This window comes from Halochromatium roseum (genome assembly GCF_016653315.1).
GTDB classification, from domain to species: Bacteria; Pseudomonadota; Gammaproteobacteria; order Chromatiales; family Chromatiaceae; genus Lamprobacter; species Lamprobacter roseus.
Genome location: NZ_NHSH01000061.1, coordinates 274,184 through 295,121 on the forward strand (window position 1 = coordinate 274,184; position 20,938 = coordinate 295,121).

Annotated in this window: 16 protein-coding genes; 11 read left to right on the forward strand and 5 right to left on the reverse strand. The window is 63.2% G+C overall.

From position 1 onward, the window contains the following. Position 1 precedes the first annotated feature (1 nt). Positions 2-979 (reverse strand): SIR2 family protein, encoded by a 978-nt coding sequence (locus CCR96_RS14815; RefSeq protein ID WP_201220876.1) that lies wholly within the window; start codon positions 977-979, stop codon positions 2-4. A 409-nt stretch (positions 980-1,388) separates the two neighbouring features. On the opposite strand from CCR96_RS14815, the gene nifE reads away from it, so the two are divergent. From nifE to fdxB, 6 genes are all read left to right on the forward strand, one after another. Continuing rightward, positions 1,389-2,969, forward strand: a complete 1,581-nt coding sequence (nifE, locus tag CCR96_RS14820) for a nitrogenase iron-molybdenum cofactor biosynthesis protein NifE (RefSeq protein WP_201220877.1) — start codon at positions 1,389-1,391, stop codon at positions 2,967-2,969. Next, positions 2,962-4,395, forward strand: coding sequence for a nitrogenase iron-molybdenum cofactor biosynthesis protein NifN (gene nifN, locus CCR96_RS14825; RefSeq protein ID WP_201220878.1), 1,434 nt, complete (start codon positions 2,962-2,964; stop codon positions 4,393-4,395). The genes nifE and nifN overlap by 8 nt, the downstream gene beginning before the upstream one ends. Positions 4,396-4,558: 163 nt before the next feature. Continuing rightward, positions 4,559-5,044, forward strand: coding sequence for a NifB/NifX family molybdenum-iron cluster-binding protein (locus CCR96_RS14830; RefSeq protein WP_201220879.1), 486 nt, complete (start codon positions 4,559-4,561; stop codon positions 5,042-5,044). A 168-nt stretch (positions 5,045-5,212) separates the two neighbouring features. Further along, positions 5,213-5,644 carry a NifX-associated nitrogen fixation protein gene (locus tag CCR96_RS14835; RefSeq protein WP_242519115.1) on the forward strand — a complete coding sequence of 144 codons (432 nt, stop codon included), beginning with the start codon at positions 5,213-5,215 and terminating at the stop codon, positions 5,642-5,644. Between the two features lie 111 nt (positions 5,645-5,755). Then, positions 5,756-5,971 carry a CCE_0567 family metalloprotein gene (locus tag CCR96_RS14840; RefSeq protein WP_201220881.1) on the forward strand — a complete coding sequence of 72 codons (216 nt, stop codon included), beginning with the start codon at positions 5,756-5,758 and terminating at the stop codon, positions 5,969-5,971. Positions 5,972-6,018: 47 nt separating this feature from the next. Further along, positions 6,019-6,327, forward strand: coding sequence for a ferredoxin III, nif-specific (gene fdxB / locus CCR96_RS14845; protein ID WP_201220882.1), 309 nt, complete (start codon positions 6,019-6,021; stop codon positions 6,325-6,327). 109 nt (positions 6,328-6,436) lie between these two features. Here the strand turns inward: fdxB and CCR96_RS14850 are convergent, their stop codons facing one another. Both CCR96_RS14850 and CCR96_RS14855 read right to left on the reverse strand, forming a co-directional pair. Beyond that, positions 6,437-7,531: an alkene reductase gene (locus CCR96_RS14850; RefSeq protein ID WP_201220991.1), complete on the reverse strand. Its 1,095-nt coding sequence runs from the start codon at positions 7,529-7,531 to the stop codon at positions 6,437-6,439. Positions 7,532-7,653: 122 nt separating this feature from the next. Beyond that, positions 7,654-11,931, reverse strand: coding sequence for an efflux RND transporter permease subunit (locus CCR96_RS14855; protein WP_201220883.1), 4,278 nt, complete (start codon positions 11,929-11,931; stop codon positions 7,654-7,656). A gap of 298 nt (positions 11,932-12,229) precedes the next feature. Here CCR96_RS14855 and CCR96_RS14860 point away from each other — a divergent pair, with 298 nt between their 5' ends. Next, positions 12,230-12,445 (forward strand): hypothetical protein, encoded by a 216-nt coding sequence (locus tag CCR96_RS14860; protein ID WP_201220884.1) that lies wholly within the window; start codon positions 12,230-12,232, stop codon positions 12,443-12,445. Between the two features lie 18 nt (positions 12,446-12,463). Here the strand turns inward: CCR96_RS14860 and CCR96_RS14865 are convergent, their stop codons facing one another. Then, on the reverse strand, positions 12,464-14,035 hold the full coding sequence (locus CCR96_RS14865; RefSeq protein WP_201220885.1) for a cation:proton antiporter family protein: 1,572 nt from the start codon (positions 14,033-14,035) through the stop codon (positions 12,464-12,466). Positions 14,036-14,271: 236 nt separating this feature from the next. Between CCR96_RS14865 and fusA the strand changes: the two genes are divergently transcribed. The 3 genes from fusA (at position 14,272) to CCR96_RS14880 (ending at position 18,626) form a co-directional block, all read left to right on the forward strand. Further along, positions 14,272-16,320: an elongation factor G gene (gene fusA / locus CCR96_RS14870; RefSeq protein ID WP_201220886.1), complete on the forward strand. Its 2,049-nt coding sequence runs from the start codon at positions 14,272-14,274 to the stop codon at positions 16,318-16,320. A 138-nt stretch (positions 16,321-16,458) separates the two neighbouring features. Continuing rightward, the gene (gene pabB, locus CCR96_RS14875) at positions 16,459-17,967 is read left to right on the forward strand and encodes an aminodeoxychorismate synthase component I (RefSeq protein WP_201220887.1); all 1,509 of its coding nucleotides are present in this window, start codon (positions 16,459-16,461) and stop codon (positions 17,965-17,967) included. Between the two features lie 212 nt (positions 17,968-18,179). Then, complete coding sequence (locus tag CCR96_RS14880) at positions 18,180-18,626, forward strand: copper chaperone PCu(A)C (protein ID WP_201220888.1); 447 nt, start codon at positions 18,180-18,182, stop codon at positions 18,624-18,626. Positions 18,627-18,635: 9 nt separating this feature from the next. Here the strand turns inward: CCR96_RS14880 and CCR96_RS14885 are convergent, their stop codons facing one another. Then, a complete protein-coding gene (locus tag CCR96_RS14885) occupies positions 18,636-20,570 on the reverse strand; it encodes a sigma 54-interacting transcriptional regulator (protein WP_201220889.1) in 1,935 nt (644 codons plus the stop codon). On the opposite strand from CCR96_RS14885, the gene CCR96_RS14890 reads away from it, so the two are divergent. Next, a complete protein-coding gene (locus tag CCR96_RS14890; protein ID WP_201220890.1) occupies positions 20,563-20,745 on the forward strand; it encodes a hypothetical protein in 183 nt (60 codons plus the stop codon). The two genes, CCR96_RS14885 and CCR96_RS14890, sit on opposite strands and share 8 nt — an antisense overlap. The last annotated feature ends 193 nt before the right edge of the window (positions 20,746-20,938 follow it).

Here is a 20,938-nt window from a genome sequence, read left to right on the forward strand (position 1 = left end):
CTCAGCAGCCCACCTCGGCCGCGCTTGCTGTCGAACCCGCAATCACACTGACAGCCGCACTGCCAGCCGCACTACCAGCCGCACTACCAGCCGCACTACCAGCCGCACTACCAGTCACGTCACCAGCTGCACTTCCGCTTGCGCTGAAGCCAGCGGCCTCGAGTAGATCATCGATGTCGGACTCGACGAGCTGGATGTCCTTCTTCTCACAGTAACGGCGCTCCTTGTCGGTCGGCTCCGGGATCAGCGCCCAGCCGGCGGGCTCGCCGGCAGCGTAGATGACGTCCGAGAGCACCATGCGCTCGGTGTCGCGCGTCAGCCGCAGTCCCAGGAACAGGTACTGGCGCCCGATCCGGTATTCCTTGAGGAAGCGCGGTAGCCCGAAGCCACCCATCAGCTCGGTCAGGTAGTCGACGAAATCGGCATCCGAGGCGATGTAGGTCGCATCCGGGCGCGGACTGCCGAGCGGCTTGAACAGAATCGGCAGCGCCAGGTCGACTTGGTCCTGCTCGATCTCCTGATAGCGGCTGCCATCGTAGGCATGGAGGCGAAACCGGTAGTCGGTGCCAGCAATCCGTGAGATCCCGCGGATCAACGTATGCGGCTGATCCGCATAGGACTCCTGTAGCTGGGTATCGCGGTTGATATCGATCACGTAGTGCGGTGCCAGCTCGGCCAGCCAGTCGTGCAGCGGGGCGCGCGTCCACTGGCGCTGGCCATAGGTGTGATCCAGGAACCGGTTGACCGCGCTTCGCCCGCGCTTCAGCTCGACATCCATAGCCGCGCGCGGGAATTCCCACATCAGCCGTTTCGACATCGGCCGGCCTTTATTCATCGCCAGGATCAGGCTGTCGCTGTCGGCCGGCATCGGCGCCCCTGTCTCGCGCTCGACCACCGGCGCTAACACACCAGGACCGAGATAAGGGATGAGATCGCCGCGGCGCATGGCACTGGCAAGGTCGGAGAGTTCGATGGACATGAGTTTCCTTGGGAGATAGGGAGCAATCCTTACCGAGCAAGCAAAGCGAATGCCAATGAACCAGGATGCGAGGCTCGACACCGAGCGGAAGCGCCACCTTTAGGGCCTGGCACCCGAAACACCGCTTCTGGCTCCAAACAGCCGTTTCAGAAGCTGTTGCAAAGGCTGCAACGCGATCGTCTTGTTCGCTTTACGACAATCGGGGCAGCGCGACGATGCTCTGTAACCAGTTCCCTAAGTCGCTGATCCATCAACAAACAGCGGTTCAGACGCCTGTCTTGACGCTCGGTGGCACGGTCTCTGCTTTAAGGTCATCCATCAGCCTGTTTAGGGCATCCGTCGGCATGCCCATCAGCATGCATCCGTCAGCACGCCCTCGCAAACGCTCAGCCACCGAGACCCTTAAGGCATGAAGCAAAAAGAGATCGCCGCGCTCTTGGACGAGCCCGCCTGTGAGCACAACACCAAGGCCAAGTCCGGCTGCGCCAAACCCAAGCCCGGCGCGACCGCTGGCGGCTGCGCCTTCGATGGCGCCCAGATCGCGCTGCTGCCGATCGGCGATGTCGCGCACATCGTGCACGGCTCTATCGCCTGCGCCGGCAGCGCTTGGGACAATCGCGGCAGCCGCTCGACCGGCCCGACCCTGTACAAGCTCGGCATGACCACCGACCTGACCGAACAGGATGTGATCATGGGTCGCGGCGAGAAGCGGCTGTTCCATTCGATCAAGCAGGCGATCGAGAGCTACGATCCGGCGGCGGTCTTCGTCTACAACACCTGCGTGCCGGCGTTGATCGGCGATGATGTCGATGCGGTCTGCAAGGCCGCCGCCGAGCGCTTCGGCAAGCCGGTGGTCTCGGTCGATGCGGCCGGCTTCTACGGCACCAAGAACCTCGGCAACCGCATCGCCGGCGAGACCATGGTCAAGCAGGTCTGTGGTGGCCGCGAGCCCGACCCGATCCCGACCGGCATCGAGCGGCCCGGCTTCAAGGTGCATGATGTCGCGCTGGTCGGCGAGTACAACATCGCCGGTGAGCTGTGGCGCGTGATGCCGCTGTTCGACGAACTCGGCATCCGCGTGCTCTGCACCCTCTCCGGCGATGCGCGCTTCCACGAGGTGCAGACCATGCACCGCGCCGAGGTCAACATGATGGTCTGCTCCAAGGCGATGATCAACGTCGTCCGCAAGCTCGAGCAGGCCTTTGGTACGCCCTGGTTCGAGGGCAGCTTCTATGGGGTCGCAGACGTCTCGCGGGCACTGCGTGACTTTGCGCACCTGATTGGTGATCCGGACCTCAGCGCCCGCACCGAGGCGCTGATCGCCCGCGAGGAGGCGCGCATCGATGTCGAACTCGAGCCCTGGCGCGAGCGCCTGCGCGGCAAGCGGGTGCTGCTCTACACCGGCGGCGTCAAATCCTGGTCGGTGGTCTCGGCGCTGCAGGATCTCGGCATGAGCGTGGTCGCCACCGGCACCCGCAAGTCGACCGAGGACGACAAGGCGCGCATCCGCGCGCTGATGGGCGACGAGGCGGTGATGATCGAGGACGGCAATCCCCGCAACCTGCTCGATCTCTATCGGCAACAAGGTGCCGATCTGCTGGTCGCCGGTGGTCGCAACCAATACACCGCACTGAAGGCACGCATCCCCTTCCTGGATATCAACCAGGAGCGCGAATTCGGCTATGCCGGCTACGACGGCATGCTCGAGCTGGCGCGGCAGATGTGTCTGACCATCGAGAGCCCAATCTGGGCGGCGGTGCGCAGCGCTCCGCCCTGGCGAAGTGCCAGCGGTGGAGTCGCGGCCGATGCGTCGCTTGCACCATCGGCAGAGACCGAGACTGGAGCGAGCGCCGAAGGTGAACCTGGAGCCGACACTAGAGCCGGAGCTAAAACCGAAGCCAACTCGAGCGCCAATGATGCTGTGGCATCAGGAACCCTCAAAGAGAGCATCGTCGCCGCGCAGGCAGAAACGGAGGCGGCCCATGGCTGAGCCCACCATCATCAAGCGCAACAAGGCCCTCTCGGTCGGTCCGCTCAAGGCCAGCTCGACGCTCGGCGCCACCCTCGCCTTCCTCGGCATGCATCGGTCGATCCCGATGCTGCATGGCTCCCAGGGCTGCACCGCGTTCGGCAAGATCTTCTTCATCCAGCACTTCCGCGAGCCGATGCCGATGCAGACCACGGCCATGGATCAGGTCAGCACCATCATGGGTGGCGATGAGAGCATCGTCGAAGGGCTAGCGACGATCTGCGCCAAGCATCAGCCAGCACTGATCGGCATCCCCACCACCGGTCTGGTCGAGACCCAGGGCGCCGATGTGCCGCGCGCCATCCAGATGTTCCGCGATCGGCATCCGGAGTACGCTGAGGTGGCGGTGGTCCCGGTCGCCTCGCCGGACTACAGCGGTTGTCTCGAGACCGGTTTCAATAGTACCGTCAAGGCCATCATCAATGCCCTGGTTCCCAAGGCCACTGCCGCTGGCACCCGTCCCGGGCGTCGGCCGCGGCAGGTCAATGTGCTCGCCGGCTCGGCGCTGACAACCGGCGATCTCGAGCATCTGAAGGATCTGCTTGAGCGTTTCCGGCTCCGCCCACTGATGCTGCCCGATCTGGCCGACTCGCTCGACGGCCATCTCGTCGATAACGACTACAACGCCCTGACCATCGGCGGTACGCCGCTTGATGAGCTGTCGACCCTTGGCGATGCGGCCGCGACGCTCGTGATCGGCCGCTCGATGACCGGCGCCGCCGATCTGCTCGCCGAGCGCACCGGGGTTCCAGACCATCGCTTCCCGCATCTGATGGGGCTGGAGGCCATGGATCGCTTCATCGGCACCCTCGCCGAGATCAGCGCTGAGCCGGTGCCCGAGCGCATCGAGCGCCAGCGCTCGCAGCTGCAAGACGCGATGCTCGATGCCCACTTCTCGATCGGCCAGGGCCGCTTCGCGATCGCCGCCGAGGCCGATCTGCTCGTCGCCTTCTCGCAGCTGCTCGCCAGCATGGGCGCCGAGACCGTCGCCGCGGTTGCGCCGACCAACGCGTCGAGCCTGGCCGAGGTCGCCGCCGCACAGGTCAAGATCGGCGATCTGGAAGACCTCGAGCAGCTCGCCCGCGCCAACGGTGCCGAGGTGCTGATCACCAATAGCCATGGCACCCATACCGCCGAGCGCCTTGGCATCCCGCTGCTGCGCGCTGGCTTCCCACAATTCGACCATGTCGGCGGCTGGCAACGGCAGTGGATCGGCTATCAGGGCACTCGTCAAACCCTGTTTGATCTGGCCAACATTATGCTGGGTCTGCACAAGGGCGAGATCGCACCCTATCGCTCTCGTCTGAAGCAATGGCCAGAAAACGAGCGCGATGCTGGGCCGGCTCAAGGCTTGCTCGATGCCGGCATCGGTGCGGCACTGGCCTGACGAATGCCTAACCCATGGCCATGCCGGTGCTCATGCCCATGCCCATGCCCATGCCCATGCCCATGCCCATACAGGCTATCGCTGTCAGCGCTTCGCAGACTCCGCAGCAGCTCGGCTGACTCGCATGATCGCTCCCGATAAGCCCCGAACCCGAGCCAACAGCATGACCATGAAACGCCAGCTCAAGCTTGTCGGCAACAGGGATCTCGATGATCGCGCAACGACCGCGATCAAGGTCGCCTTCGCCACCACCGACCGCCGCCACGTCAATCAGCACTTCGGCGCCGCAGAGGGTTTTGCCATCTATCGCGTCTCCGCGAACGGCTACGAACTGCTGGAGGTCGCCCAATTCGGCCGCCTCGATATGGACGGCAATGAAGACAAGCTCGGCGCCAAGATCGAGGCCCTTGCCGGCTGCATTGCGGTCTATTGCCAAGCGGTTGGCGCCTCCGCCATCAGCAAGCTGCGTGCGCAGGGCATTCAACCGATCAAGGTCGCTCCCGAGAGCCTGGTCAGCAGTCAACTGCACGCGCTCAAGCGCGAGCTGCGCGATGGCCCGAGTGCTTGGCTCAAGCGCGCCATCGCGCAACAGACCCCGCGCAGTGAGAGCCGCTTTGATGCCATGGCGACCGAGGCCTGGGAAGAATGATTCGCGAGCGCCTAAAAGACCGAAGAGCAAGTGACTGACCAAGTAGCTGACCGATTTCGAAAGTCAACTACATATCATTAAAACACAACGACATAGGAGAAACCCATGACCATTGAGACGCCCGAGGCCCCAACCTCAGCAGCGGCCATCGATCCGAATGACCCAGTGATGGGCACCGAATTTGCTAGCGAGATGGTGCGTCAAGTGCGCGCCATCGACCCCTACGGCACCTACGATGATCTCTCAGCCTCCGAGGTGCTCGAGCCCTATGTGCTGACGAAGGAAAAAAAGCGCGAAATCCCGATCATTGGTGACCCAGATGAGATTGTCGTCGCCCGCATTCAGGCCTTTTACAACGCCATTGCAGTCCTGATCGAGAAGGAGTGCCGACTGCGCGCAGTGCCCTTATTGCATCTGACCCACGAAGGCTTTGGACGAGTGCTGATCACCGTCGGCAAGCTCGTGGTGCTGGATCGCTCATTGCGCGACGTGCATCGCTTCGGTTTTCCCTCCCTCTCAAAGATGAAGGACGAAGGCGACAAGCTGCTCTCGGTCGCGCTCGAGTTGATCGGCGAGCACAGCCGGGTCGCCGGCCTTTGAGACAGCCCTTCTAGCCAAGCCATCAGCCAAGCCAACCGCCAAGCAACTGGGCAAGCCAATCAACCTCACCTTAGACACCTCGGCACGACGGGGTGTCGCGCGGAGAAACGGATGAGCGACGACGAGATCAAGGCCCTCGAAAAGACCATGAAGAAGGCCAAACGCATTGCCAGCGAACGCGCGAGCGAGCTGCACGACCTGGTCGAAGACCGTCTGCCAGCAGCCTTCGACGAGATCCCGGCCGTGGCACAAGCCACCTACGATGCCTGTCAGGCCTGGGCTGAGGCGAAGGCTCGGCTCGAACAGGCGCAAACCGCTGATGCCTGAGCACTGGCGACACTGCCATTCCATCAACCACCTTAAGGAGCAAGCCAATGAGCACCATCACCGGACTCACCCGCGGCGGCGTCCAGTGGACCCCGGCCTTCATCATCGACCTGAATCAGAACAACTGCATCGGCTGTGGCCGTTGCTTCAAGGTCTGCCCACGCGACGTCTTCGAACTGGTCGATCGCGATGAGCTTGACCTTGGCGATGACGACGATTTTGATGACGATTTCGACGAGGCGCCCGGGATGGTCATGAACCTCAAGAACACCCTCGACTGCATCGGCTGCGAGGCTTGCTCGCGCGTCTGCCCCAAGGCCTGTCTGACGCACGAGCCTCAGGCGATCGCTGCCTGATAGCGCTTGCGCCTCGGCGGGGTGAGCCAGACGCCTAGCGAGCTGAGATCTCACGCCCAGTACCAGGCTTTTTCATGGCGGCGAAGGCGTTTAAGAAAGCCGTCTCGCCTTAGCTCGCATCCAAGGTCGGATAGTCAGTGTAGCCCTCGGCGCCACCGCCATAGAAGGTCTCTGGATTTGGTGGTGTGAGCGGTGCGCCCTCGCGCAGCCGCCGCACCAGGTCCGGGTTGCTGATGAACGGCCGGCCAAAGGCGATCAGATCGGCCTCATCAGCGGGGATCGCCTGGGACGCGTCTTCTAGGCCATAACCGTTGTTGAGCATCCAACAACCGTTAAAGCAGGCCTTGAGCGCAGCATAGTCGAACGGACGCTCAGCATCGTCCGGGTAGCGCGGGCCGCCGGTCTCGCCTTGGATGACATGCACATAGGCCAGTCCGAACGGATCGAGCTGGCTGACCAGATGCTCGAACAAGGCTTGCGGATCGGAATCGCGCGGTGTGTCGTTGAAGGTCGTCATCGGGCTGATGCGGATGCCGACACGGCTCGCGCCCATCTCGGCGGCGACGGCTTGCATGATCTCGATCACTAAGCGTGAGCGATTGGCGATATTGCCACCATAAGGGCCAGCCCGATCGTTGACAGAATCGCGCAGGAATTGCTCGAGCAGATAGTTATTCGCCGCGTGCACTTCGACCCCATCGAAACCGGCCTCGAGCGCGCAACGCGTTGCATGGCGGTAATCGTCGATCAGCCCAGGGATCTCCTCATCGCGCAGCGCCCGCGGCGGCGAAACATCAACGAAGCCTTCTGCTGCAAAGGTCTGCGCATTGGGGCGGCGATCGGTTGAAGAGACCGGCGCAGCGCCGTCGGGCAACAGCGAGCTGTGCGAGATCCGGCCTACGTGCCAGAGCTGTATGAAGATGCGCCCACCGGCTGCATGCACGGCATCGGTGACCTGTTTCCAGGCCGCAATCTGATCGCCGTTATAGATCCCTGGGGTGTCGAGATAGCCTTGCCCCATGGGACTGATCTGGGTCGCCTCGGTGATGATCAGGCCCGCGCTCGCGCGCTGTTGATAGTACTCAACCTGCAAGCTGCCGGGCTTGAGGCCGGCGACCGCGCGATTGCGGGTCAGCGGCGCCATGATGATGCGGTTGGGCAGCGCGAGCGCGCCAACCTGGATGGGGTCGAACAATGTCGTCATGGAGACTCCTTGATGAAGGTGTTTACGTCGCTCGGCGATCAGCTCCCGGTCACGACGCGCGAAGTACAGGTCCTCATCGGCCTGCTCTTTGAGCCGCAGCTTATCGGGGAAATAGCAGACCATCAGCCCGATCCGTCATTCTTATCCTTTGCTGGCTGATTTTGATCAGCGCCCTTCGTTGAACGCGAAGGCGCTTCTGACGACGCTGGTTTGGGCGTGGTCTTGCGCGCGGCGCCCTTCTTGGCAACGGGTTTCTTAGCTACCGCTTTCTTGGCGACCGGTTTTTTGGCTACTGCTTTCTTGGCGACCGGTTTCTTGGTCCCTGCCTTTTTGGTCGCCGCCTTCTTGGTCACCGCCTCCTTGGCGGTTGCCTGATGAGCAGTCGCCTGATTGGTCGGCTTGGCAGTTGTCTTGCGAACTGCTGGCTGTTTAGCGGCCGTCTTTTTCGCGACCGTCTTTTTCGCGGCCGTCTTCTTCGCGACCTGTTTCTTGGCCTGCGTCTTCGCGGTACCAGCCCGAGCAGTGTCCGCTATCTGCGTCGCCTGCGGCTGCGCCAGTTGCGCCGACTGCTCCAGCTGCTCTGGCTGCTCGTGTTTCTCAGAAGGTGCTCGCTCTGGAGAAACCGAACGCTTGTTTGGCTCGACCTCCGGCTGATCCTGGCGATCGCCATTCGGTCTTTGCGGCGATGCTCGATCTCGCATACGCTCAGCGCGAGCACTCATCTCAGGTTCAGGCTTATACCCATCCCAAGACTTGATCTCGGGGTCGGCTCCAGCCCGAGCCGCAGCCCTGGCTAACATTCGCTGCAGCCAATCAACAGCGCACTGTAGCAGCCTGATCAGCACAAAGACCCCATTGATCAGCGCCGAGATCACCGCCACCAGCACCGACCAGACAATCATCCACAACGGCAGATCGCCGCCAGAGGTCTGCGCTTGCCGCGCCTCTTTGGCCGTGGTCGACACCATCTCGGCAACGCTGCCAGCCTCGCCAAGGTCTTGCGCCTCAATGCCGCCCTCGCCGCCACTGCCGGAGCCAACGCCATGACCAGCGCCACCGTTCCCGCCCTCAAGCTCCGCATAGCCAGCCGAGAGCATCCGCTCGCCGCTCTCGGTCTCGACCAAATAGAACCGGCGCGTCAGCGAGATACAGCCGAGCGGGATCACGATCACCGCCATTAGGGTCGCCACCCCAGCGCCGAACAGCAGACTCACCGCCATGCCCTGGAAGATCGGGTCATCGATGATCGCCCAAGCGCCGGCCATCAGCGTCAGCGAGGTGATCAGGATCGGCCGCATCCGGATCTCGGCGCCATCAACCGCCGCCTCGTGCACCGGCTTGCCGCGCGCCACCTCGATCTTGACGAACTCGACGATCAGGATCGACTGGCGCACGATGATGCCGCCGAGCGCGATCATGCCGATCATCGAGGTCGCGGTGAACTCGGCGCCCATGAGCAGATGGCCGGGGATGATGCCGATCAGGGTCAAGGGGATCGGCGACATGATCAGCCCGGCGATGGCAAAGTCGCGGAACTCCCAGACGATCAGCCCATAGATCAGCAGCAGCGCGGCCATGAAGGCGATGCCCATATCGCGGAAGGTCTCATAGGTCACCGTCCACTCGCCACTCCACTCGAAGTCGGCCACCGCATCGGTCGTCGGCGGTCCGATCAGCCCATCCGGCATCCCGCTCATCGACTCACCCGGCCCCGGCGGATCATAGCCCTCGAGCAGATCTTCAACCGCGAACATGCCGTAGATCGGCGCGCCCAGCCGGCCTTCCATCTCGCCGACCACGTACTCCATCGGCCGCAGATCCTTGTGGTAGATCGTCTGATCCTCCGGTTGGCGCACGAAGCGACCCAGCTCGGCCAGCGGCACCATGCCGCCATCTGGCCCGCCGATCGGCAGGCTCCCCAACGAGGTAATCTCCGAGCGATACGAAAGCGGCACCTGGATGACGATATAGGTTGGCTCTTGCACCGTGCCGCGCTTCACATCGCCGACCTTGGTCGTACCCAGCGCCATCGCCAGGTTGCGATTGATGGTGTCGACCGAGATCCCGCGCCGCACCGCCTTCTCGGTATCGACCTCAAAGCGCCAAGCGTCATAGGGCCTGATCAGATAGTTATCGACATCGACCACGCCCTCCGCCTGTTCGAACATCGCCGTCATATCCTGCGCGACCTGCCGCCGGACCGCGCTGGTTGGGCCATAGATCTCGGCCACCACGGTCTGCAGCACCGGCGGCCCTGGTGGCATTTCCACAACGGCGATGCGCGCACCGAGCCGCTCTGCCAATGGCGTCAGCAGCGCGCGTGCGGCGACCGCGATCTCATGGCTACCCCGCTTGCGCTCATGCTTGTCCTCGAGCAGCACCAGCAGATCGCCTTCCCAGGCCTGCTCGCGCAGATAGTAGTGTCGGACCATGCCGTTGAAGTTGAACGGCTGCGCGGTGCCGGCATAGGTCTGGATAGCCACCACCTCTGGCAGCTCCTTGAGCTTTTCGGCCAGCCGACGCACCACATTAGCGGTCTCCGGCAGCGCCGTGCCCTCCGGCATGTTGACGACGACGCTGAACTCCGGCTTGTTGTCGAACGGCAGCATCTTCACCGGCACGACCTTGAAGTAGAACAGCGTGCAGACCAGCGCCGTGGTCAGGATGGTGCCGATCAGGAAGGCCTTCCCCAGCATCCGGTTCTCGATCAGCGGCATCACCAGCGGCCGATAGAAGCGGCTGACGATCTCGCGCGTGCGCTGCTCGCGACGCTCGGCACTCGCCAAGGCCTTCAGCCGCGGGCGCACGCGCAGCGCGAACCAGGGCGTGAAGACGAAGGCGGCGATCAGCGAGAAGAACATCGCCGAGGAGCCCAACACCGGAATCGGGCGCATGTAAGGCCCCATCAGGCCGCTGACCCAGCCCATCGGCAGCAACGCGGCGATGATGGTGAAGGTGGCGAGGATGGTCGGGTTGCCGACCTCGTCGACCGCGGCGACGGCCTCGGCGATGCTGGTCTTACCCTGCTCCAGCCAGTGCCGGAAGATGTTCTCGACCACCACGGTCGCGTCATCGACCAGGATACCGATGGCAAAGATCAGCGCGAACAGGCTCACGCGATCGATGCTGTAATCAACCATCCAGGCCCACCAGATGGTCAGCAGGATGACCACCGGAATCACCGAGATGACGACGATCGCGGCGCGCAGCCCCAAGCCGATCAGGCACAGGATGGAGACGATCAGCGCCGCCTCGAACATCGCCTTCAGCAGTTCATTGACCTTGTCATTCGCGCTCTGACCGTAGTTGCGCGTGACCTCGACCTGCACGTTGGTCGGGATCATCCGCTGCTCGAGACCGGCGAGCTTCTCAAGCACCGCCTCGGCAACGGTCACGCCGTTCGCGCCCTCTTTCTTGGCGATGGCGAGCGTCACCGCCTGCGCACCGTTCGCCGGATGCTTGCCCTGATAGGCCGGCCCGGTCAGATGGGTCACGACCTGCTCGGTCTCCTGCGGCAACGGCCGCACGCGCGCGATATCACGGATATAGATCGGCTGGCCGCCCTGGGAGCCGACCACCAGCCGTTCAAGATCATCAGCATCCTGCAGAAAGGCCCCGGAATAGACCTTGTAGGAGGTGCCGCCGCCTTCGGTGGCGCCGGTCTGGGTCTCGGCATTGGCGCTGCGAATGGTCTGCGCGATGCGATCGAGCGTGATGCCATAGCCGGCCAGACGCTCCATCATCACCTCGACCCGGATCTGCTCCTCACGCCCGCCGACGACGAAGCCCTTGCCGGTATTCGGCACCGAGCCGAGCGCCTGCAGGACATCCAGCCCCAGGGTGCGCAGTTGGCTGTCCCCGACCTCATCGGACCAGAGCGTCAGGGTGACGATGGGCACATCATCGATACTGACTGGCTTGACCAGTGGTGGCTGCACATCCGGCGGCATCCGGTCCATGTTCGCCTGCAGCTTGTCGTGGACCTTGACCACCGACTGGCCCATGTCCTCGCCGACCTTGAAGCGCACGGTGACGACGGCACCACCGCGCTGGGTGGCGGAATAGACATGACGCACGCCGGTCAGCTCCATCATCAGCTGCTCGAGCGGCTGGGTCACCATGCTCTCGACCTGCACCGCCGACGCGCCCGGGTACTGGACGAAGATATCGATCATCGGCACTGAGATCTTGGGATCTTCCTGCCGCGGTGTGAACAGCAGCCCAAGCAGGCCGATACAGAGCGCCCCGATCAGGAGCATCGGTGTCACGGGGGTATTGATGAAGGTGCGTGCAATGCGGCCGGAGAGGCCGATCGAAGCCGTCGCCTCCGAGGCACTGTCCTGCCCCCGCGGATCGGCGTTTGGCGGTTCAGTCGCGCTAAGGTTGGTCGATTGATGCATGCGGTGCGCTCGCTCTAGAAGCCGGGCACTGCATAAGCCCGATCAGTGGCCTTGACCTGTCATGATAGACGGCTGCCACTATAACCGACAGGGCGATGGCGACAAGCCCCATCTTCGGTGCAAGCGTGCATGCACGCGCGTCGCTGCTGGACCGATCAAGCGCGCGGCGATCGTCTTCGATGCACATGCGCGTGCCGCGATGTGCCGAACTGTGACAGAGTCGCTTGTTCGGTAATTAAGCATTTAGTAATATTAGATCATCTAGCGCAACTGCCTCGTTTCGAGGCTGGAAACAAAGATGATCATCGATGCACTGACCATTGCCGGTTTTGTGAGCGCAGCCAGCTTCCTGCTGATGCCGCTCATGATGGGACGCGAGTTCGTTCGTGTTCAGGCTCCGGACCAACTCAGCAGCGCAAGCATGGCCCCACCGAGCAAGCATCTCGGCAAACACGCACTTGTCAAGCTGAACACGCTGAGAACCAGTCGCACTGCAATCAGCACTGAATACTGAACATCCTACCCACTGATTCTATTGTTGCCCGGCGCAGACATGCTGCGCGAAACCCGCACCCGCCTCGGCGTAGAGGTTGAAGACCAACTGCACACCCGCCGCCCGCAGCGCTTGCTCATCGTCCGGGTACTTGGCGATCGCGCCAATGGTGCCGGTGAAGCCCTCCTTGAGCAGATGCTCGGCCGCGAATAGATTCTCGGAGACCCGCGGCATCGCCAACAGCACCAGGCGCATGTGGCCATCGTCGAGATGCAGCCGATGCCAGAAATCGGCATCGGTCGCACTCCCCTGCACCACATAACGCCCCTGCTGCTGGTGACGCGTGATGGTATCGGGATCGGCATCGACCCCGACCGGCCGCAGTCCACGCGCATGCACCAGCTCATCGTAGGCACCGCAGCCAATCCGCCCCATGCCGACCACCATGGCATTGGCATCACCGGGATCGATCTCGGCCTCCTCCGGCAATCGCCGTCGACGCTCGAGCAGGCGCAGCCAGCGGCTCAACACCTCGTACCAAACATGTGAGCGACTCGCCGCCGGCGACGCGGCGATGAACGAGAACGCCAGCGCCAGCGCCATCACCGCCAGCCATTGCGGGTCGAGCCAGCCATTCTCGACCCCCACGGCGACCACGATGAGACCGAATTCGCTGTAATTGGTCAGGGTCAAACCGCCGAGAAAGGCCGTTCGCCCACGCAGACCAAACCAGAGCATCAACTGCTGATAGAGCACCCACTTGAATGGCAGCACCAGCAGCAAACCGAGCGCGAACAGGATCATGATCGGACTCGGCAGCCCCTGCAGGCCAATGCTCAGGAAAAAGCCAACGAGAAAAAGATCTTTGAGATCAAGCAAGGATTTCGACAGCTCGCTCGCCTTCGGATGCTGGGCAATCATCACGCCGATCAGGAGCGCCCCGAGATCACCTTTCATCCCCACCAGATCAAACAGCTGCGAGGTCCCGAGCGCCAGGATCAGCCCGAACAGCAACAGCAGCTCGCCATGCCCCACCCGACTCAACAGCCAGAGCAACAGCCGCCGCGCCGGGATCAACAGCAGCAGAAACACCGCCCATAAGGTCGGGATCTTGCCAGCAGAAAAGGCCAGAAACAGCACTGCTGCCAGGTCCTGAATGATCAGGATGCCGATGGCGATGGTGCCGTAGAGCGCGCCCATCTCGCCCTTTTCCTCCAGCACCTTGACCGCGAACACCGTGCTCGAGAAGCTCAGCGCGAAGGTCAACAACAGCGCGGTGCCCAAATCGGCGCCGACCAACAGCGGCAGCCCGAGATCACCGATCGCGAGCAGCAAGGGGACCACGATGGCCAGCATGGCCACCATGTGCAACGCTGCAGTGCCCCACACATGCGGCTGCGCCAGACTCTTGAGCTTGAGCTTCAGGCCAATGGTAAACAGCAGCAGGGTGATGCCAATGTGGGCCAGTTCTTCGACCAGGGCATCCTCACGCGCACCAAAGGCGTGCAGCAGGAACCCACCCACCAGATAACCGACCAGCGGCGGCAAACCGATTTGACGCGCCCCGAGTCCCAGCGCAAAGGCCAACGCGATCCAGACGATATCGAACATTCGAAGCCTTCTCCTCTAGGGCGGCAAGCGCTACCCATCCGCTTACCCACCGGTGAAACGGCTTGTATGGTAAGGGCTGGATTGATCTATCGCACGCCTCAAGCACGCGCCGTGCCGCTCGCGCGTCACGCTGGTCTTAAATGACCCTTGGGTTACGCTATACTCCCGCTGTTACATTCGGCCGTCGCCGCCGCGATGGCCTCCAGCCAACCACTGAAGCGCTAAAGGGTTCCTGCATGTCTGACTACAATGCCGAGGACGTCCGCAACATCGCCCTCGTCGGCCACGCCGGTTCCGGCAAGACCACCCTCGTTGAAGCGCTGCTTGCGAGCGCCGGCGCCATCGCCGAGCCCGGCAGCGTGGTCAAGGGCACCACGGTGTGCGATTCCGATGCCATGGAAAAGGAGCTACAGCATTCACTCGACGTCGGCATCACCGGTTTTGCTGCTCACGGCAAGCACATCAACCTGCTCGACACCCCCGGCTATCCAGACTTCCTTGGCCGTACCCTCTCGGTGCTCAACGCCGTCGAGACCGCCGCCATCGTCGTCAATGCCGAGAACGGCATCGAACCGCTGACGCAGCGCGCCTGGAAGGCCGCCGACAACCGCAACCTGTGCCGTATCATCATCGTCAACCGCATCGATGGTGACGGCGTTGACCTCGCTGAGCTGACGGCGCAGCTGCGGGACACCTTTGGCGCCGAATGCCTGCCGATCAACCTGCCGGCCGAGGGTGGCAAGCGCGTCATCGATTGCTTCTTCAATCCCGCCGGCGACAGCACGGACTTTTCCTCCGTCGAGGAGGCCCACGGCCAGATCATCGACCAGGTGGTCGAGGTTGACGAGGCGCTAATGGAGGTCTATTTGGAGCAAGGCTCGGAGCTGAAGCCCGAGCAGTTGCACGACCCCTTCGAAGAGGCGCTGCGCGAAGGCCATCTGGTCCCAATCTGCTTCTGCTCCGCCGAGACCGGCGCCGGTATCCCGGAGCTGATGGAGATCCTGGTCAGGCTGATGCCAAATCCGGCCGAAGGCAATCCACCCCCCTTCATGAAGGGCGAAGGCGCAGAGATGAAGCCGGTCTCGGTGGACCCGGACCCCAGCAAGCACGCCATCGCCCACGTCTTCAAGGTCATCAACGACCCCTTCCGCGGCAAGATTGGCATCTTTCGCGTCCATCAAGGCCGTATCGTGCCGAATAGCCAGCTGTTCATCGGCGATGCGCGCAAGCCATTCAAGGTCACCCATCTGTATCGGATACACGGCAGCGAGCTGATCGAGGCCGACGAAGGCGTGCCGGGCGACATCCTGGCGGTCTCGCGCGTTGACGACATCCATTTCGATGCCGTGCTACACGACTCGCACGACGAGGATCATTTCCATCTGCGCAGTATCGAATGCCCCGTGCCGCTGTTCGGGCTCGCCATCAATGTCGCCAAGCGCGGCGACGAGCAGAAGCTCAACGACGCGCTGCACAAGCTCGAGTCCGAAGACCCCTGCTTCCACATCGAGCACAACGCCGCCGCCAACGAGACCGTGATGCGCGGGCTCGGCGAGGTGCACCTCAAGGTGCTGCTGCGTCGGCTCTCGGAGCAGTTCCACGTTGAGGTCGAGACCAAGCCACCGAGCATCCCCTACCGCGAGACCATCACCGCCAAGGCCGAGGGCCATCACCGGCACAAGAAGCAGACCGGCGGCGCCGGTCAGTTCGGCGAGGTCTATCTGCGCATCGAGCCGCGCGAGCAAGGCGCCGGCTTCGAGTTCGCCGATGAGACCGTCGGCGGCTGCATCCCGAACCAGTTCATCCCGTCGATCGAGAAGGGTGTGCGCCAGGTACTCGAGGAAGGCGCCGTCGCCGGCTACCCGATGGACGATGTGCGCGTCGCGGTCTACGACGGCAAATCACATCCGGTCGACTCCAAGGACATCGCCTTCGCCACCGCCGGCAAGAAGGCCTTCATCGAGGCCGTGCTCAAGGCCAAGCCGGCGATCCTGGAGCCGATCGTCAAGATCCGCATCACCGCCCCGGACAGCAACATGGGCGATCTCGCCGGTGATCTCTCCGGGCGCCGCGGACGCATCAACGGCAGTGAGTCCAAGAGCCTCGGGCGCATCGTCATCGAGGGCGAGGCACCGCTGGCCGAGCTGGAGGGCTACGAGTCGCGGCTGAAGTCGATCACCGGCGGCGAGGGCTCCTACAGCATCGAGCTGAGCCACTACGCGCCGGTCCCGGCCAATATCCAGAAGCAGCTCGCTGACGCCTACCAGCGCGCTAGCGACGATTAGAGCGCGACGACGAGCGCCAAGCATCCTTGGCCTGAAACGACCACCGGCGCATAGCCGCCGGTGGTCATATCCTCTGCGGTCGTTTTCTGACCTAGTCATCGGGAACCCGCAAAATTGGGCGATGTCGGCGATCATGGAATGCGCTATCTCAACGAGCTTCCCTACCGCGCCGATTCAGCCAGCCTGTTCGCCCCGCTCAGCAACCAGCCTTGGGCAATGTTCCTCGACAGCGCAGCGGCCTGCGGCGGCAGCGGCCGCTGGGACATCCTGGTTGCAGACCCGAGCGCAACCCTGGTCACACGCGGCGCAATCACCGAGGTCTGTGATGCGAAGGGTTGCCGCGGCTCCCGTGCCGACCCCTTCGCACTGCTACGCGAGGCCCTCGGCCCAAGCACCAAGACCTCTGCCGAGCACTCTTTCGCCGCCCTCCCCTTCGCTGGCGGTGCCGTGGGCTGGTTTGGCTATGATCTCGCGCGCCGCATCGAGCACCTGCCGGCACAGGCCATCGACGCTGAGGGACTGCCGGAGATGGCGATCGGCATCTTCGACTGGGCATTGCTCGTTGATCATGCCGAGCATCGTAGCTGGCTGGTCGGCGCCGGCCGGGATGCACGCACCCGCGCGCGCTGGCCGCATCTGCTGAGGCAGTTCTCCGAGATCCTCTCCAGCCCACAGACAGATGAGTCCAGCGCCCTAGCCGCAAAGCCGCCCCCGGCAACGGCGTCAAGGCCAGCAAGCACCGATCAGCTTGGGTGCAGCCCGATGACGCATGTAGCATGCCCCCCGCTGCGTGCGAAGAACTCCCTGCATGCAAGCGGGCCGCTGCGCTCGAATCTCTCACCCTCCGCTTACGCCGCCGCCTTCGCGCACATCAAGGGCTATATCCGCGCCGGTGATTGTTACCAGATCAATCTCGCCCAGCGCTTCGCCGCCCGCGCCACGGGCGATCCCTGGAGCGCCTATCGTCGCCTGCGGCAATTGAACCCAGCCCCCTTCTCGGCCTATTTGCAGACCCCCTTTGGCCAGATCCTCAGCTCATCACCGGAGCGCTTCCTCGCGCTGCGCGAGGGGCGCGTCGAGACGCGACCGATCAAGGGTACACGCCCGCGTAGCGCCGATCCCCAAGCAGACGCCGCACTGAAACGCGCGCTCGCCGAAAGCCCCAAGGATCGCGCCGAGAATCTCATGATCGTCGACCTCTTACGCAACGATCTGGGCCGCGTCTGCCGCCCCGGCAGCATTCAGGTCCCTGAGCTGTTTGCCATCGAATCCTATGCCTCGGTGCATCACCTGGTCAGCACCATCACCGGCGAACTGCGCACCGACCAGGACGCTACCTCGCTGCTGCGCGCCTGCTTTCCCGGCGGCTCGATCACCGGCGCGCCCAAGATCCGTGCCATGGAGATTATCGAGAGGCTCGAGCCGCATCGACGCGGCGTCTACTGCGGCGCTATCGGCTACCTCGGCTTCGACGGCGCGATGGACACCAATATCGCCATTCGCACCATCGTCCACAGCGCCGGCCAGGTCCGCTTCTGGTCCGGGGGCGGTCTGGTGCACGACTCGGATTGCGAGCAGGAATATCTCGAGACCTTCGATAAGGCCGCTCGCCTGATTGAGTTGCTTGCGCCTGAGTCCGCTGGATGAGCCAACGAGAGCCATTCAAACAACTTTTTTCTGGTCCATCCAGCCTGTGATTCGCCTACACTGAGCAGCCTGCGCAAGCCATGAACGATCGATCGGCAGCGCCATTTCGACACTTTAGCTTTGGAGATGATGCGATGCGAGCAACCCTAGATGCGGCTGGTACCCAGGCTGCCCCTCGGTCTGAGATGAGACCGCAGACTGCGCCTCTTTTGATGCGCTTCGGCCTCGCCCTCGGCCTCATCCTGCCGACGATCGCCTTTGCCGAGGGCATCAGCATCGACAATGCCTATGTGCGCGCCGTCCCGCCAGGCCAGCCCAACAGTGCCGCCTTCATGACCCTGACCAATGCGAGCGGGCAAGATCGCGCCTTGGTCGCCGCCGAGAGCGATGCCGCCGAGGTGGTGGAACTGCACACCCACCAGATGGAAGACGGCATGATGCAGATGCGCCAGATCGAACAGATCGATCTGCCCGCCGGCAAGGTCGTGACCCTGGCTCCTGGCGGCCTGCATGTGATGCTGATTGGGCTCACCGAAGCGCTTTCGCCAGGCGATCAGGTCGCGCTCACCCTCAACTTCGATGATGGCGCCTCACAGACGCTGAGCCTGCCAGTCAAGCGCATCGACCCAAGCGCCATGCCAGCGCACAAGCATCATTAACGGTTGCGATCACCGCTTCTGAATGCCATGGCGCTTGATTCGCGAGGCCAGGGTGGTCGGCTTCAGACCCAGTCGCCGTGCCGCGCCGCCAGGGCCAGAGATCTTGCCCTGACTGGCGGCAAGCGCCTGCTCGATCATCCGTCGCTCCAATGCGATGCGCTCCTGTTCGTTGCCTGGTGCGGCGATTGCCGGTTGGCCAAGACCTGAACCCATTGGGTTTGTCTCGCCAAGGCCTGAACTCGCCCGGTTCGTCTCCGACAGCGGCAACAGCGCTCGCTCGGGACGACGCCCCGGCAGATCGATGATCAACCGCTCGCCGGTCGAGACGATCACCGCGCGCTCGATCAGGTTCTCCAGCTCACGTACATTACCGGGCCAGGGGTAGTCCTGCATCGCGGCAACGTCGGCGCGGCTGAGCCGCAGCCCCTGACGCCCAAAGCGCCGCGCGGCCTTGGTGAGAAAGTGCGCGGCCAACAGCGGGATATCCTCAGGCCGCTGGCGCAGCGGCACCGATTCGATCGGGAACACATTCAGCCGATAGAACAGATCCGCACGAAACCGCCCGGCCTCGGCCTCCTGATCGAGCCGCCGGTTGGTTGCCGCGACGATGCGCAGATCGACTCGCCGCGTTCGCCCCTCGCCAACGCGCTCGAACTCGCCTTCCTGCAGCACGCGCAGCAGCTTACTCTGTAGCTCGAGCGGGATCTCGCCGATTTCATCCAGGAACAGCGTGCCGCCATCGGCCAGCTCGAAACGTCCAACCCGCTCGGCCACCGCGCCGGTGAAGGCGCCTTTGACATGGCCGAAGAACTCGCTCTCGAACAGCTCCTTGGGCACCGCGGCACAGTTGACCCGGATCAGCGGCCGATCGCCACGCCGGCTTGCGGTATGGATGGCCCGTGCGATCAGCTCCTTGCCAGTGCCGGATTCACCGGTGATCAACACCGGCGCATCGGTCGGCGCGACCAGCTCGACCTTATACAAGACCTCGCGAACGGCCCGGCTATCGCCGACGATCTGGTGGTAGTTGCTCGCCTCGCGAAACTCCTCTTGCAGATAATCGTTCTCCAGCTCCAGCCGGTGCTTGAGCGCCGAGACCTCTTCGAGTGCCGTCTGCAGGCGCTGCTCAGCCTCGCGCCGATCGCTGATATCGCGGAACACGACCACGGCACCGACCAGGTTGCCACGATCGACGATCGGCGTGCTGGTGTACTCGACCGGAAAGCAGCGCCCATCCTTGCGCCAAAACACCTCGTCGTCGCGCCGCTGCACCGCGCCCTCGCGAAAGGCGGCATAGATCGGGCAGTCGTCATCGGCATAACCGCTGCCATTGGCATGGCTGTGATGCACGGTCTGATGCATGCCGCGACCGACCAGCTCCGCCGCGCTCCAGCCCAACATCTGCTCGGCCGCCGGATTGACGAAGGTGGTGATTCCGTCCGCATCGACGCCGTAGATGCCCTCGCCCGCGGCACGCAGGATGAGCCGATTCTCGGTCTCGATCGAGGCGAACAACTGTTCGACCCGACGCCATTCCGAGAGTCCGCTGCGCACATAGTCATCGGCATCGGATCGGGTCTCGCGCCGACGCTGGGTGACCAGATCGCGCGCCGAGATCAATACACAGCAGCGCCCGTCGAGTTCCAGCCGACGCGCCCGATACTCGACCTGGATGCGCTCGCCATCCCCGCACTGACAACCGAGCCCGCGCGCCCAGGCCTCGCCGGTCTCGAGCACCTCTTGGGTGAAGACCACCAAGGCGCCGCGCTCGCCGGCGTGCAAGCGGCTCGGGCGCATCGCCATCAGCTGATCCAAGGGCCAGCGCAGCCATTCACAGGCGCGCGCATTGGCGGCGAGGATGCTGTCGGCAAAGGGGTCGAACAGCAGCAGCGCATCGGGATGTTGCTCAAAAAGCAGTCGAAAGGCGGCATCCTCAATGGACACGGATGAACACAAAGAAGCTTCCATTAACACTGCTCACATTAACCCTGCCGAGGACCAGCTCACTGATACAACTGACCTAACTGCCAGCACCAGCGCCCTGATCGACGGCATGGTGATCGACATCGCGCCAAAAATAACGACATCTCGTCAAAAAACAACGAAATCTCGTGAATGACGAGATCTCGTTCATTTTCGGCAACCAGGACAGCCGCCGGAAGCCTCAACCGAATCAGGCCTCTACAGGATTTCAGGCGATTGGCACATTCCCTGCTTAGCCTTGACTCAGATCAACCCCGCTGGTTGGCGGGACGCAAGCTCAGCACTTGCTCTGCACTTGCCGCTAAACCGCCAATCAGGCCGCCATCCTC

Coding starts and splice junctions, on each gene's coding strand:
- CCR96_RS14815 (WP_201220876.1), bottom strand. CDS start 979: ATGTCCATCGAACTCTCCGACCTTGCCAGTGCCATGCGCCGCGGCGAT.
- nifE (WP_201220877.1), top strand. CDS start 1,389: ATGAAGCAAAAAGAGATCGCCGCGCTCTTGGACGAGCCCGCCTGTGAG.
- nifN (WP_201220878.1), top strand. CDS start 2,962: ATGGCTGAGCCCACCATCATCAAGCGCAACAAGGCCCTCTCGGTCGGT.
- CCR96_RS14830 (WP_201220879.1), top strand. CDS start 4,559: ATGACCATGAAACGCCAGCTCAAGCTTGTCGGCAACAGGGATCTCGAT.
- CCR96_RS14835 (WP_242519115.1), top strand. CDS start 5,213: ATGGGCACCGAATTTGCTAGCGAGATGGTGCGTCAAGTGCGCGCCATC.
- CCR96_RS14840 (WP_201220881.1), top strand. CDS start 5,756: ATGAGCGACGACGAGATCAAGGCCCTCGAAAAGACCATGAAGAAGGCC.
- fdxB (WP_201220882.1), top strand. CDS start 6,019: ATGAGCACCATCACCGGACTCACCCGCGGCGGCGTCCAGTGGACCCCG.
- CCR96_RS14850 (WP_201220991.1), bottom strand. CDS start 7,531: ATGACGACATTGTTCGACCCCATCCAGGTTGGCGCGCTCGCGCTGCCC.
- CCR96_RS14855 (WP_201220883.1), bottom strand. CDS start 11,931: ATGCATCAATCGACCAACCTTAGCGCGACTGAACCGCCAAACGCCGAT.
- CCR96_RS14860 (WP_201220884.1), top strand. CDS start 12,230: ATGATCATCGATGCACTGACCATTGCCGGTTTTGTGAGCGCAGCCAGC.
- CCR96_RS14865 (WP_201220885.1), bottom strand. CDS start 14,035: ATGTTCGATATCGTCTGGATCGCGTTGGCCTTTGCGCTGGGACTCGGG.
- fusA (WP_201220886.1), top strand. CDS start 14,272: ATGTCTGACTACAATGCCGAGGACGTCCGCAACATCGCCCTCGTCGGC.
- pabB (WP_201220887.1), top strand. CDS start 16,459: ATGCGCTATCTCAACGAGCTTCCCTACCGCGCCGATTCAGCCAGCCTG.
- CCR96_RS14880 (WP_201220888.1), top strand. CDS start 18,180: ATGCGCTTCGGCCTCGCCCTCGGCCTCATCCTGCCGACGATCGCCTTT.
- CCR96_RS14890 (WP_201220890.1), top strand. CDS start 20,563: ATGGACACGGATGAACACAAAGAAGCTTCCATTAACACTGCTCACATT.